This window comes from Tabrizicola sp. (assembly GCF_041919135.1).
Classification (GTDB): domain Bacteria; phylum Pseudomonadota; class Alphaproteobacteria; order Rhodobacterales; family Rhodobacteraceae; genus Tabrizicola.
In genome coordinates this window covers 16,723-29,655 of the sequence record NZ_JAYRUJ010000025.1, presented here as the reverse complement: position 1 = coordinate 29,655, position 12,933 = coordinate 16,723, and the positions used below count along the sequence as shown (strand labels likewise).

Sequence of the window (12,933 nt, the reverse complement as noted above, 5' to 3'; positions counted from 1 at the left end):
CGCGCTTACCTCAGCCTGGGATTCAGGGCGTCGCGCAGCCAGTCGCCCAGCAGGTTCACCGCCAGGACAAGCACGACAAGAACGATCGACGGAAAGATCACCACCCACCAGATGCCGGAGAACAGGTATTCGTTGCCGATCCGGATCAGCGTCCCCAGCGAGGGTTGGGTCGTCGGCATCCCCACGCCAAGGAAAGAGAGCGTCGCCTCGGTCAGGACCGCCATGCCAAGGTTGATCGTCGCGATCACCAGCACCGGGCCCAGGACATTCGGCAGGATGTGCTGCACCATGATGCCCGCCCCCGAGACCCCGTTGATCCGCGCGGCCTGGACATATTCCTTCTGCCGCTCGACCATGGTCGAGCCGCGGACGGTGCGGGCATATTGCACCCAGTTCGTCAGTCCGATCGCCAGGATCAGCACCCAGATCGCCGCATCGGCGTGACGGTCGGGGGGCAGGATTCCCCGGGCGATGCCGTTGACCAGCAGCGCCACCAGGATTGCCGGAAAGCTCAGCAGGATATCGGCGACGCGCATGATCGCGCCATCGACCATCCCGCCCAGGAACCCGCCCAGAAGGCCCAGCGAGATGCCGATGGCTCCCGCCAGCGCCACGCTGGCAAAGCCCACGATCAAGGACAGGCGCAACCCGTAGAGGATCGAGGAATAGACGTCGCGCGCCTGTTCGTCGGTGCCAAGGAAATAGCGGGGATCGCCCCCCTCGGCCCAGGCCGGCGGCAATTCGCTGTCCAGAAGGAACAGCTGCGAGATGTCATAGGGGTTCTGCGTCGCCAGAAGCGGCGCCAGCAGGGCGGCAAGGAACAGGACCGCCAGCAGAAGGGTAGAGATGCGCGCCGTCCAGGAGTGCCGGAAGCTCCAGGCAAGGTCGCTGGAATAGGCGCGGGAAAGGGCTTGCATGGCCATGGTATCCCCCGGTCTCAATGCGCGCCGCGCGCGCCATCGACGCGCAGGCGGGGGTCGAGCACCGCATAGAGCAGGTCGACCGTGGTGTTGATGATGACGAAGATCAGGCTGACCAGCACCAGATAGGCCGCCATCACCGGAACGTCGCCGAAGCTGACCGCCTGGATGAAGAGCGCCCCCATCCCGGGCCACTGGAAGACCGTCTCGGTGACGATGGCAAAGGCGATCAGCCCGCCGAGCTGCAACCCGAAGATGGTGATCACCGGGATCAGCGTGTTCTTCAGCGCATGGCGGAAGTGGATCGAGCGGTTGGACAGGCCGCGCGCCCGGGCGAACTTGATATAGTCGGTCCGCAGGACCTCCAGCATCTCGGCCCGCACCAGGCGCATGATCAGGGTAAGCTGGAACAGGCACAGCATGACCGACGGCAGGATCAGCGCCTTCAGCCCCGCCAGGGTGAAAAAGCCGGTCGACCACCAGCCGATGTCCACGACATCGCCCCTGCCGAACGAGGGCAGCCAGCCCAGCCAGACCGAAAAGACCAGGATCAGCAGGATGCCGGTCACGAAGGTCGGCAACGAGATCCCGATCAGCGAGATCAGCTGCAGCGACTGCGCCGGGAAACTGCGCGGCCGCAGCGCGGTCAGGATGCCCAGCGGGATCCCCAGCACCAGCGACAGGGTGGCCGCGACCAGGACAAGCTCGGCCGTGGCGGGGAGCCGTTCCGCCAGAAGCGTCGAGACCGGGCGGGCATTGCGCCAGGAAAGACCGAAGTCGCCCTGCGCCGCACGGGCCACGAAGCGGCCGTATTGCATCCACAGCGGCTGGTCGAGGCCAAGGCGTTCACGCACGGCCTCGCGCTCTTCGGTGCTGGCATTCTCGGTGACCATCGAGTTGACCGGGTCACCCATGAAACGGAACATCAGGAAGGCGATCAGCGCAACCGCGAGCATCACGAAGACCGACTGGATGACGCGGCGAACAAGAAATCCGAGCATGGCGAAACCTCCCGTGCCTCAGGACCGAAGGAGGGGGCGGGCATGTCGGCGCCCGCCCCGGCGGATCACTTCGCGACCTTGGCGTACCACAGGCGCACCAGGTCATCGGCCGCCTGCGGAAGCTCGACCGTATCGCGCGCCGCCCAGGACATCGGCTGCTGGTGCAGCGGGATCCAGACGTAATCCTCCTTGGCCAGCCCCAGCGCCTCGATCATCATCGCGCTGCGCTTGTCGGCGTCCATCTCGGTCGCGATGGCCTTGGTCAGCTCGTCCACCCGCGGGTTGGAATAGCCGGCCGGGGTGAAGGTGCCGTATTCGCCTTCCGTCGTCGCCAGCATGGCCGACAGGACCGAGAACCCGTCCAGCATCGGCAGCGTCGCCCAGCCCAGCATGAAGACGTCGACGGCGTGGTTGTCGACCTTCTGGAAGTGCATCTGGCGCGGTTCCGTCACCAGGCGCGGCTCCAGCCCGGCCTGGGCCCACATCGCCGCAATGGCCTGGCAGATCGCCTCGTCGTTGACGTAGCGGTCGTTCGGGCAGTTGAAGTTGAAGGCAAAGCCCTCGGGATAGCCCGCCTCGGCCAGAAGCGCCTTGGCCGCCTCGACGTCATAGGGCGCGCGCGCGTCCAGCTCGTCGGAATAGCCGCGAACCTGCGGCGCGATCATCGATCCGGTGTTGCGCGACTTGCCGCGCATGATCTTGTCGCGGATCAGGTCCATGTTGATCGCCAGCGTCAGCGCCTTGCGGACGCGGACGTCCTTCAGCGGATTGCCCTCGACATTGCCGTCGACCAGCGCGTCGCCATGGTTGATCCCCAGAAGGATGGTGCGCAGCCCGGCATTCTCCAGCATGTGAACGCCGTCCGCCTCTTCGATCCGGGCGGCATCCTGCAGGGGCGCCGGCTCGATCAGGTCGATCTCGCCCGACAGGAGCGCCGCCACCCGCGTCGCGTCCGAGGCGATGGGCGTATGCTCGATCCGGGTCAGGTTGTGCGCCGGGGTGTCCCACCAGCCCTCGTTGGCGACCAGGACGTTCATCGCATCCGGACGGCGGCTTTCCAGCTTGAACGGGCCGGTCCCGTTCGCGTTGTTGGTGGTATAGCCCTCCTCGCCCTGGCTGGCGTCGATGGGGGCAACGGCGTCATGTTCCTCGAGCCAGCCCTTGTCCATGATGAAGGCGTTGGTCAGGTAGTTGTTCAGGATCGGCGAGGGGCCATCCAGGATCAGGTCCACGGTCAGCGGATCGACCACCTCCACCGCCTTCAGGCCGGGAAGGTTGCCCTTCATCGGCGATTTCTCGTTCACCATCCGCATCAGCGAGACCGCGACGTCCTCGGCGTCCAGGTCCTGCCCCTCGTGGAACTTCACGCCCTCGCGCAGGAAGAAGCGCACGCGCGTCGGCTCGATCACCTCCCAGCGGGTCGCAAGCGCCGGCTCGATGTTCAGTTCCGCGTCATAGCGCACCAGCGGCTCATAGATGTGATGCGTGAAGATGTTGGTGAAACTGTCGGTGACGCCATGCGGGTCCAGCCCGTAGACATCGCGGGCCGTGGCATAGCGCAGCGTCTCGGCGCTGGCACCGGCGGCCAGAACGGCCGATGCGGCGGCGGACATCATCAGAAGACGAAGCATGTGGAAACCTCCCTGTGGTGCGCTGGCCGGTTTTTCCTGCATGCATGCCAGCAATGCTCATATTGCATACATAGCACCATCTCATTGTCTACAATTTTTTTTGCTTGTGCATGCAATACTGTTAGCATAGCCTTCGACAATCGGGAAAATGCGCGAAGGGACAGGAGGATATCGAAGATGTACGATGTCGAACCAGCCGCCGAATCCCCGCAGACCGAAATCTACAACCGGCTCTGGATGTCGATTGCCGAGCGGAAACTGCGCCCCGGCACCCGCCTCAAGGAGGAACAGCTGGCCGAGATCTTCTCGGCGAGTCGCGCCCGCGTCCGGCATGCGCTGACCGCCCTTGAACGCGACGGCCTCGTCACGCTGGTCCCGCATCGCGGGGCCTTCGTCGCGCAGCCCTCGATCGACGAGGCGCGCGACATCTTCTTCGCCCGGCGCATCATCGAGGCCCCCCTCGCCGCCCGGCTGTGCGAGATCGCGACCCCGGCCATCCTCGACCGGCTACAGGCGCATGTGGATCAGGAGCGGCAGGCCCGCCAGCAGGGCGACACCAGGGCCGCGATCCGGCTTTCGGGGGGCTTCCACCTGCTGATCGGCGAGGTTGCCGGCTCGCCCTACCTTGGCGAGGTGCTGCGCGATCTGGTGTCGCGCACCTCGCTGATCGTGGCGATGTATCAAAGCCGCAGCCAGGCCGACTGCGGGCCGGACGAACATGCCGAGATCGTGGCCGCGATCCGTGCCCGCGACACCGCGCGCGCCCGACACCTCATGGACGATCACATCGACCACCTCGAGCGCAAGCTCGACCTCGACAATGGCGAAGAGCCGAGCATGGACCTGAAGGAGCTTCTCGCATGACCACGCCCGCAAGCCACGACCTCCTCTTGCGTTGCGCCAGCATCGTCACCCTCGACCCGGACCGCCGCGTGATCGAGGGCGGCTGGATCGCCATCGACGGCGACCGGATCAGCGCCGTCGGCACCGGCCAGCCCCCCGCCGCCCGGCAGGTCATCGACCGGCCCGGCCTGATCGCCCTGCCCGGCCTGATCGACGCCCATTCGCACGCGGGCCACGGCCTCGTCCGCGCCGCCGGGGATGGCGACGGCGAACTCTGGTTCAGCATCTGCCAGGACATCTACGCCTTTGCCGCAACCCCCGCCTTCTGGCGGGCCGAGGCGCGGCTGGCCCAGGCGGAACGCCTGCGCGCGGGCGTGACCACGGCCGTCTCGCTCCTCGGCGGGGGTGGCGACGTGATGCGCACCGACACGACCGAGGCCGGGGACGCCCATGCCGCCGCAACCGTCGAATCCGGCCTGCGCACCATCATGGCGGTCGGCCCCGGCCGCCTGCCCTTTCCGCGCCACTTCGGACCCGAGCGCCGCGCCGTCAGCTTCGACGAGCAACTGGCGGTCTGCGACGAACTCATCACCCGCCACGACGCGGTCCTGTCGCACCGCACCGGCGTCGCCCTGATCCTGCCGGTCTACGCGGCCGACCACATGGAGAGCGACGGCCCCGAGATCCGGCGCATGTCCGCCGCGATCCGTGAGTTGCAGGACCGGCGCGGGACGCTTTTCACCCAGGACGGCCATCGCGGCGGGACCATCGCGCTGGCCCATGACCTTGGCCTCCTGTCGCCCCGCGCCGCGCTCAGCCATTCGGTCGACCTGACCGAGGCCGATTTCGCCGCGCTCCAGGCCAGCGGCGGCGCCATCATCCACAATCCCAGCGCGATCATGTCGATCCTCGGCCGCTGTCCGGTGCCCGAACTGATCGAGGCGGGCATCGCCGTCTGCCTCGGCTCGGATGCCGGTGCGCCGGACCGGGGCTTCGACATGTTCCGCCACATGGCCCAGGCGCTGCACTACCATCGCCGCCATTTCCGCGATCCCAACGTCCTGCCTGACGGCAAGGCGCTGGAGATGTGCACCATCGACGCGGCCCGGGTCCTTGGCCTTGGCGACGAGATCGGCTCGATCGAGGCCGGCAAGAAGGCGGACGTCATCCTGGTCGACGGACGGCAGCCGCATCTCTGGCCGCCGGTCATGGCTGTGAACCGGCTGACCCATTTCGCGGCGGCCGGGGATGTGGACACGGTCATCGTCGACGGCCGCGTCCTGATGGACCAGCGCCGCATCCCCCATCTCGACCTGGACGCGATCCTGGACGAGGCCCAGGCCCAGGCCGAAAGCGTGTTCCGGCTCTCGGGCCACGCCGACACGCGCCGGGAATCGCCGCAGATCTGGGGCCGGGCGCGGCGAGAGGCCGCGGCGTTCCGGCCCTCCGGCACCCGGCGCTAGCCAGGGTCTCTCACAAGGCGTCCTTCAACCGGCCCAGGGTCGCGACATAGCGGGCGCGGATCGCCTCGCGCGCGATATGGCGGCCGCCCTGCACCAGATGGCGGCCCGCCGACCAGACATCCAGCACCATCCGGTCGTCGCCCGCGAAGATCCAGGCGTCCAGGATCGTGTCGCCGGTCTTGCCGATCAGGTCGACCGCCGCCCCGTCCAGCGCCAGAAGGTCGGCCCAGAGCCCCGGCGCGATCGCGCCCGAGGGCCGCCCGGCCGCCTGCGCCCCGCCGCGTGCCGCGCCCTCGAACAGCACCCGCCCGGTCGAGGCATCGGGCCGCGCCAGCGCCGCCCGCGACCGATCCCGCAGCCGCTGCGAATAATCCAGCGTCCGCAGTTCCTCGGACAGCGCGATGCGGATGTTGCTGTCCGACCCGATCCCGAACCGCCCCCCCGCCCCCAGCCAGCGCACCCCGTCGAAGATGCCGTCGCCCAGCGAGGATTCGGTGATCGGGCACAGCCCCGCCACCGCCCCCGTGGCCGCCAGCGCCAGGGTCTCGTCCGGCTCCATCTGCGTGCTGTGGATCAGGCACCAGCGCCCATCCACCGCCGCATTGTCCAGAAGCCAGCGCACCGGCCGCGCGCCCCGGGCGGCGCTCACCTCCTCGACCTCGGCCAGTTGCTCGGCCAGGTGCATGTGGATCGGCCCGTCGCCCAGCCCGACCACCCCGCCCAGGGCCTCCGGGCCGACCGCCCGCAGGCTGTGCGGGGCGACGCCCAGCAGCGTGTCCGGCGGCAGCGGCGCCAGCGCCGCCCGCGCGCCGTCCATCAGCCGGGCGAAACGCTCCGGATCGTTGCCAAAGCGGATCTGGCCCGGCCCCAGCGCGCGGCCATCGCAGCCGCCATGTTGATACAGCACCGGCAGCAGCGTCAGCCCGATGCCCGTGGTCCGCGCCGCCGCCGCGATCCGGGCCGACATCTCGGCCAGGTCGTCATAGGGCAACCCGCCGGGGCGGTGGTGCAGGTAATGGAACTCGACATTGCAGGCATAGCCCGCCTCCAGCATCTCCATCTGCACGAAGGCGGCAATCGCCTCTACATCCTCCGGGCCCAGACGGTCGAGAAAGCGGTACATCAGCTGCCGCCAGGTCCAGAACGAGTCGCGCGGATCCGGCCCGCGACGCTCGGTCACCCCGGCCATGGCGCGCTGGAAGGCATGGCTGTGCAGGTTTGCGGGCGCCGGCAGCAGGATCGCATGGCGCTCTCCTTCCGGCTCCTGCCCCGCCGCGACCTCGGCGATTCGGCCGCTGTCATCGACCCGGATTCGCACGCCCCGCGCCCAGCCATCCGCCAGAAGTGCCTGTTCCGCCCAGAGAACCGTCATGTCGCGCCCCGTTCCATTCGCATGTTGACAGGAAATATATGTGCAGACATATTACAATTAACAGCGCATAAAACAAGCGTCTCGATACGACAGGAGACCAGATGACACCCGAAATCCTGATCAACACCCGGATCGCCACGCTGGAGGGGCCCGGCTACGGCATGATCGAAGGCGGCGCGGTGGTTCTGGATCAGGGCCGCATCCTGTGGACCGGGGCCGGGGCCGACCTGCCCGCCGAACATGCGAAGGCTCCGCGCCGCGATCTTGGCGGCCGTCTTGTCACGCCCGCGCTGATCGACTGCCACAGCCACATCGTCTTCGGCGGCGACCGCGCCCGCGAATTCGAGATGCGCCTGCAGGGCGCCAACTATGAGGAGATCGCCCGCGCCGGGGGCGGCATCCTCTCCACCGTCCGCGCCACCCGCGCGGCGGACGAGGCCGGACTGGTCGCGCAGGCCCTGCCCCGCCTCGATGCGCTGATCGCCGAGGGCCTGACCACTATCGAGGTGAAATCGGGCTATGGGCTGGAGCGGGAGGCCGAGCTGCGGATGCTGCGCGCCGCGCGGCAACTGGCGCGGCTGCGCCCGGTCCGGGTCCGCACCACCTATCTTGGCGCCCATGCCTGCCCGCCCGAATACAAGGGCCGGCCCGACGACTATTTGACCGAGGTCTGCCTGCCCACGCTCCGCGCCGCCCATGCCGAGGGGCTGGTCGATGCCGTCGACGGCTTTTGCGAGGGCATCGCCTTCGACACTGCCCAGATCGCGCGCGTCTTCGACCTGGCGCAGGATCTGGGCCTGCCGGTCAAGCTTCATGCCGAACAACTCTCGCATCAGGGCGGCACCGCGCTGGCCGCGCGTTATGGCGCGCTTTCGGCGGATCATGTGGAATATGCCACGGCCGGGGACGCGGCGCTGATGGCCGCCTCGGGCACGGTCGCGGTCCTGCTGCCGGGGGCCTTCTACACCTTGCACGAAAGGCAGATGCCCCCCGTCGCCGCCTTCCGCGCGCATGGCGTGCCGATGGCGCTGTCGACCGACTGCAACCCCGGCACCTCGCCGGTGACCTCGCTGCTCCTGACCATGAACATGGGCTGCACCCTGTTCCGCCTGACCCCGGAAGAAGCCCTGCGCGGCGTCACGGTCGAGGCCGCCCGCGCCCTTGGCCTTGCGGACTGCGGCCGCATCGCGCCCGGCCTGCGCGCCGACCTGGCGATCTGGAACCTGGCGAACCCGGCCGAACTTGCCTGGCGCATCGGGTTCAACCCCCTTCATTCCCGCATTTTCGGAGGCTCCGAATGACCATCACCCTCATCCCCGGCGCCGCGACCCTGGCCCAGCTGGAAACCCTCTGGCGCGAAGGCCATGCGGCGCGGCTGGACCCGGCCGCCCGTGGCCCGGTCGAGGCGGCGGCGGCCCGGATCGAGGCTGCGGCGCAGGGGGGCGCGGCCGTCTACGGGGTCAACACCGGCTTCGGCAAACTGGCCTCGGTCAAGATCGCCGCGCAGGACACCGCGACGCTGCAGCGCAACCTGATCCTGTCGCATTGCTGCGGCGTGGGCGAGCCGCTGGACGCCGCCACCACCCGGCTGATGATGGCGCTGAAGCTCCTCAGCCTCGGGCGCGGCGCCTCCGGCGTGCGCTGGGAGATCGTCGCCCTGATCGAGGCGATGCTGGAGCGTGGCGTGGTGCCGGTGATCCCGTCGCAAGGCTCGGTCGGGGCCTCGGGCGACCTGGCGCCGCTGGCGCACATGACCGCCGTGATGATCGGCGCCGGCGAGGCCGTGGTGGAAGGCCAGCGCATGGCCGGCGACAAGGCCCTCGCGCGTGCGGGTCTCACGCCGGTGGTGCTGGGCCCGAAGGAAGGGCTCGCGCTGATCAACGGCACCCAGTTCTCCACCGCGCTGGCGCTGGTGGGGCTGTTCAACGGCTGGCGCAATGCCGTGGCCTCGATGGTCACCGCCGCGCTTTCCACCGATGCGATCATGGGCTCGACCGCGCCGCTGCAGCCGGAAATCCACGACCTGCGCGGCCATCCCGGCCAGATCGAGGTGGCCCGCCAGATGCGCGCGCTGATGGAGGGCTCCGAGATCCGGGAAAGCCACCGCGAGGGCGACAGCCGGGTGCAGGACCCCTATTGCATCCGCTGCCAGCCCCAGGTCGCCGGGGCGGCGCTGGACATCCTGCGCTATGCCTCGCGCACGCTTCAGATCGAGGCGAATGCCGTCACCGACAACCCGCTGGTGCTGTCCAACGGCCGGATCGTGTCCGGCGGGAACTTCCACGCCGAGCCGGTCGCCTTCGCCGCCGACCAGATCGCGCTTGCCGTGGCCGAGATCGGCGCGATCGCCCAGCGGCGCGTGGCGCTGATGGTGGATCCCACCCTCAGCCACGACCTGCCGCCCTTCCTGACCCCCGATCCCGGCCTGAACTCCGGCCTGATGATCGCCGAGGTGACGACCGCCGCCCTGATGAGCGAGAACAAGCATCTCGCCAACCCCTGCTCGACCGACTCGACCCCGACCTCCGCCAACCAGGAGGACCACGTCTCCATGGCCGCCCATGGCGCGCGGCGGCTGGGGCGGATGAACGACAACCTTGCCGTGATCCTCGGCGTCGAGGCGATCTGCGCCGCGCAGGGGATCGAGTTCCGCGCCCCCCTCAAGACCTCGGCCCGGCTCCAGACCGTGCTTGCCGCCCTGCGCGCCGAGGTGGCGCCGGTGCAGCAGGACCGTTTCCTTGCCCCCGATCTGGAAAAGGCCGCCGCGCTGGTCCGCGACGGCGCCCTGATCCGCGCCGCCGGCATCGACGGCGTGGCCCCCTGATCCCCTTTCAAACCCGGCCGATCCGGCCCCCGACGCAAGAGACCGACGATGACCAATCCCCGCCACAACATCCGCGACGTCTTTCCCCCGACCGGCACCGAGATCAGCGCGAAAAGCTGGCTGACCGAGGCGCCCCTGCGGATGCTGATGAACAACCTGCATCCCGACGTCGCCGAAAACCCGCATGAGCTGGTGGTCTACGGCGGCATCGGCCGCGCCGCCCGCACCTGGAAGGACTTCGACCAGATCGTCGCCAGCCTGCGCGCGCTGGAGGAGGACCAGACCCTGCTGGTGCAATCGGGCAAGCCGGTCGGCGTGTTCCGCACCCACAAGGACGCGCCGCGCGTGCTGATCGCCAACTCGAACCTGGTGCCGCACTGGGCGACCTGGGACCATTTCAACGAGTTGGACCGCAAGGGCCTGGCGATGTATGGCCAGATGACCGCCGGATCCTGGATCTACATCGGCACGCAAGGCATCGTGCAGGGCACCTACGAGACCTTCGCCGAAGCGGGCCGCCAGCATTATGGCGGCGACCTCAGGGGCAGGTGGATCCTGACCGCCGGCCTGGGCGGCATGGGCGGGGCGCAGCCGCTGGCCGCCGTGATGGCCGGGGCCTGCTGCCTTGCCGTGGAATGCGACGAGACCCGCGCCGATTTCCGCATCCGCACCCGCTATTGCGACGCCAAGACCCACAGCCTTGACGAGGCGCTGGCGATGATCGACCGCTGGACCCGCGCGGGCGAGGCGAAGTCGGTGGCGCTGATCGGCAACGCGGCCGATGTCTTCCCCGAACTGCTGCGCCGGATGCAGGCCGGCGGGCCGCGCCCCGACATCGTCACCGACCAGACCTCGGCGCATGACCCGGTCCACGGCTACCTGCCGCAGGGCTGGACCGTCGCCGAATGGCGCGCGCGGCAGGAAAGCGATCCGAAGGCCGTCGAAAAGGCCGCCCGGGCCTCGATGCGCGTGCAGGTCGCGGCCATGGTGGCCTTCCATGACGCGGGCGTGCCCACCGTCGATTACGGCAACAACATCCGCCAGATGGCCAAGGAGGAGGGGCTAGAAAACGCCTTCGCCTTTCCCGGTTTCGTGCCCGCCTATATCCGGCCGCTCTTCTGCCGCGGCATCGGCCCCTTCCGCTGGGCCGCGCTCTCGGGCGACCCCGAGGATATCTACAAGACCGACCAGCGGATGAAGGAACTGTTCCCCGACAACGCCCATCTGCACAACTGGCTGGACATGGCGCGCGAGCGCATCGCCTTCCAGGGCCTGCCCGCGCGCATCATGTGGATCGGCCTGGGCGACCGGCACCGCGCCGGCCTCGCGATCAACGAGATGGTGCGCAACGGCGAGCTGAAGGCCCCGGTGGTGATCGGCCGCGACCATCTGGACAGCGGCTCGGTCGCCAGCCCCAACCGCGAGACCGAGGCGATGCGCGACGGCTCGGATGCGGTCAGCGACTGGCCGCTCCTCAACGCGCTCCTGAACACCGCCTCGGGGGCGACCTGGGTCAGCCTGCACCATGGCGGCGGCGTGGGCATGGGGTTCAGCCAGCACTCGGGCATGGTGATCTGCTGCGACGGGACCCGGGACGCCGACCGCCGGATCGAGCGTGTGCTGTGGAACGACCCGGCCACCGGCGTGATGCGCCATGCCGATGCCGGCTATGACATCGCGCTGGACTGTGCCCGCGAACACGGGCTGAACCTGCCGGGAATCCTGTAGACCCGGCCTGCGGCGTGCCCGTCACGGCACGCCGCGCGCTATCCCCCGGTCATGCGCGCCAGATCGGACAGGACCTCGCGGACATCGTTCTGCGGCCGCACCGACAGCTGCCCGCGCGCGGCGACGTCCTCGACATGGCGCTCCATCAGATCTCCCGCCCGCTCGAACTCGCCCGCGACCAGCGCCTCGACGATCTGGCGATGCTCGCGCGCGCCGCAATCGGCGGAGTGCTGCCGCCCGTACATCGCCAGCACCAGCGAACAGCGCGAGACGATCTCGGTCAGATAGCGTTCCAGCACGGCATTGCCGGTCAGGCTGGCCAGATAGAAATGGAACTCGGCCGCCAGCCGGATCGCCTCCACCTCGCTTTCCTGCGCCAGGCGCGACTCTTCCTCGACCATCTGCCGCAGCCGCTCGACCACCGAAGCGTCGATCCGGCCCGCAAGCTGGCGCACCATCGCCCGTTCCAGCGCGGCCCGGATCACGAAGATGCCCCGCCCCTCCTCCAGCGACGGGTTCGCGACAAAGGCCCCGCGGTTCGGGATCAGTTCCACCAGCCCCTCGGCGGCCAGGCGGCCAAGCGCCTCGCGCGCGATGGTGCGCGAGGCGCCGAAGGCCTCTCCGATCGCATCCTCGGGCAAGCGGGTGCCGGGGGTCAGGCGCTGCTGCAGGATCGCCTGCCGCAAGGCGATCTGCACCCGTTCCGTCCGTGTCGGCGTTCGATCCCTGGTCGTCGTCATCGCGTAAGGCATCCCCTCGGCGTTTCCCCTACGGTTTGGCCCAAGGCGCGCGGCGAAGCAATCCATCCTTTCCGGCCCCGGCCCCCGACCGTTCCTGCGGCCCAAGGTCGCAGGTCGGGCAAAGGACAGCCCGGTCGAATTCCGCCAAAGCGCCGGTGCCGCGGATGCGCTAGCCTCGGCCCCGACCACAAGCGGAGCCTCGGCGTGCCCATCCCCCTGACCCTGAACGGCCGGACGACCGAGCTTCCGGCCGCCCCCGGCGACAGGCTCTCCACCGCGCTGCGCGCCGCCGGATTGACGGGGGTCAAGGAGGGCTGCCTGGAAGGCGAATGCGGGGCCTGCACGGTCCTGCTCGACGGCGCGCCGGTCTGCTCCTGCCTGATGCTCGCCGCGCAGGCCGAGGGCCGCGAG

The 12,933-nt window shown here is 69.1% G+C and carries 10 protein-coding genes and 1 pseudogene; 6 read left to right on the top strand and 5 right to left on the bottom strand.

The annotated features are described in order from the left end of the window. Positions 1–5: 5 nt before the first annotated feature. The 3 genes from ACE3UA_RS15700 to ACE3UA_RS15690 form a co-directional block, all read right to left on the bottom strand. The gene (locus ACE3UA_RS15700; protein ID WP_374646770.1) at positions 6–923 is read right to left on the bottom strand and encodes an ABC transporter permease; all 918 of its coding nucleotides are present in this window, start codon (positions 921–923) and stop codon (positions 6–8) included. Between the two features lie 14 nt (positions 924–937). Continuing rightward, positions 938–1,921, bottom strand: a complete 984-nt coding sequence (locus tag ACE3UA_RS15695; RefSeq protein WP_374646768.1) for an ABC transporter permease — start codon at positions 1,919–1,921, stop codon at positions 938–940. A 65-nt stretch (positions 1,922–1,986) separates the two neighbouring features. Continuing rightward, positions 1,987–3,552: an ABC transporter substrate-binding protein gene (locus tag ACE3UA_RS15690; protein WP_374646766.1), complete on the bottom strand. Its 1,566-nt coding sequence runs from the start codon at positions 3,550–3,552 to the stop codon at positions 1,987–1,989. 177 nt (positions 3,553–3,729) lie between these two features. Here ACE3UA_RS15690 and ACE3UA_RS15685 point away from each other — a divergent pair, with 177 nt between their 5' ends. Together ACE3UA_RS15685 and ACE3UA_RS15680 are read left to right on the top strand one after the other, a co-directional pair. After that, entirely contained in the window at positions 3,730–4,416 is a 687-nt protein-coding gene (locus tag ACE3UA_RS15685) for a GntR family transcriptional regulator (protein ID WP_374646764.1), read from the top strand. Further along, positions 4,413–5,858, top strand: coding sequence for an amidohydrolase family protein (locus ACE3UA_RS15680; protein WP_374646762.1), 1,446 nt, complete (start codon positions 4,413–4,415; stop codon positions 5,856–5,858). The genes ACE3UA_RS15685 and ACE3UA_RS15680 overlap by 4 nt, the downstream gene beginning before the upstream one ends. 10 nt (positions 5,859–5,868) lie before the next feature. On the opposite strand, the gene ACE3UA_RS15675 is transcribed toward ACE3UA_RS15680, so the two are convergent. Continuing rightward, on the bottom strand, positions 5,869–7,230 hold the full coding sequence (locus ACE3UA_RS15675) for a formimidoylglutamate deiminase (RefSeq protein WP_374646760.1): 1,362 nt from the start codon (positions 7,228–7,230) through the stop codon (positions 5,869–5,871). 101 nt (positions 7,231–7,331) lie between these two features. On the opposite strand from ACE3UA_RS15675, the gene hutI reads away from it, so the two are divergent. Genes hutI through hutU form a run of 3 tightly spaced genes read left to right on the top strand, consistent with a single transcriptional unit; the run spans position 7,332 to position 11,782 of the window. Further along, positions 7,332–8,531, top strand: coding sequence for an imidazolonepropionase (gene hutI / locus ACE3UA_RS15670; protein ID WP_374646758.1), 1,200 nt, complete (start codon positions 7,332–7,334; stop codon positions 8,529–8,531). Further along, positions 8,528–10,054 carry a histidine ammonia-lyase gene (hutH, locus tag ACE3UA_RS15665; RefSeq protein WP_374646756.1) on the top strand — a complete coding sequence of 509 codons (1,527 nt, stop codon included), beginning with the start codon at positions 8,528–8,530 and terminating at the stop codon, positions 10,052–10,054. The genes hutI and hutH overlap by 4 nt, the downstream gene beginning before the upstream one ends. Positions 10,055–10,102: 48 nt before the next feature. Beyond that, complete coding sequence (hutU, locus tag ACE3UA_RS15660; protein ID WP_374646754.1) at positions 10,103–11,782, top strand: urocanate hydratase; 1,680 nt, start codon at positions 10,103–10,105, stop codon at positions 11,780–11,782. Between the two features lie 38 nt (positions 11,783–11,820). Here the strand turns inward: hutU and ACE3UA_RS15655 are convergent, their stop codons facing one another. Beyond that, positions 11,821–12,522 (bottom strand): GntR family transcriptional regulator, encoded by a 702-nt coding sequence (locus ACE3UA_RS15655; RefSeq protein WP_374646752.1) that lies wholly within the window; start codon positions 12,520–12,522, stop codon positions 11,821–11,823. Positions 12,523–12,726: 204 nt separating this feature from the next. Here ACE3UA_RS15655 and ACE3UA_RS15650 point away from each other — a divergent pair. Next, positions 12,727–12,873: pseudogene (locus tag ACE3UA_RS15650) on the top strand (2Fe-2S iron-sulfur cluster-binding protein); the annotation flags it as partial. Positions 12,874–12,933 lie beyond the last annotated feature (60 nt).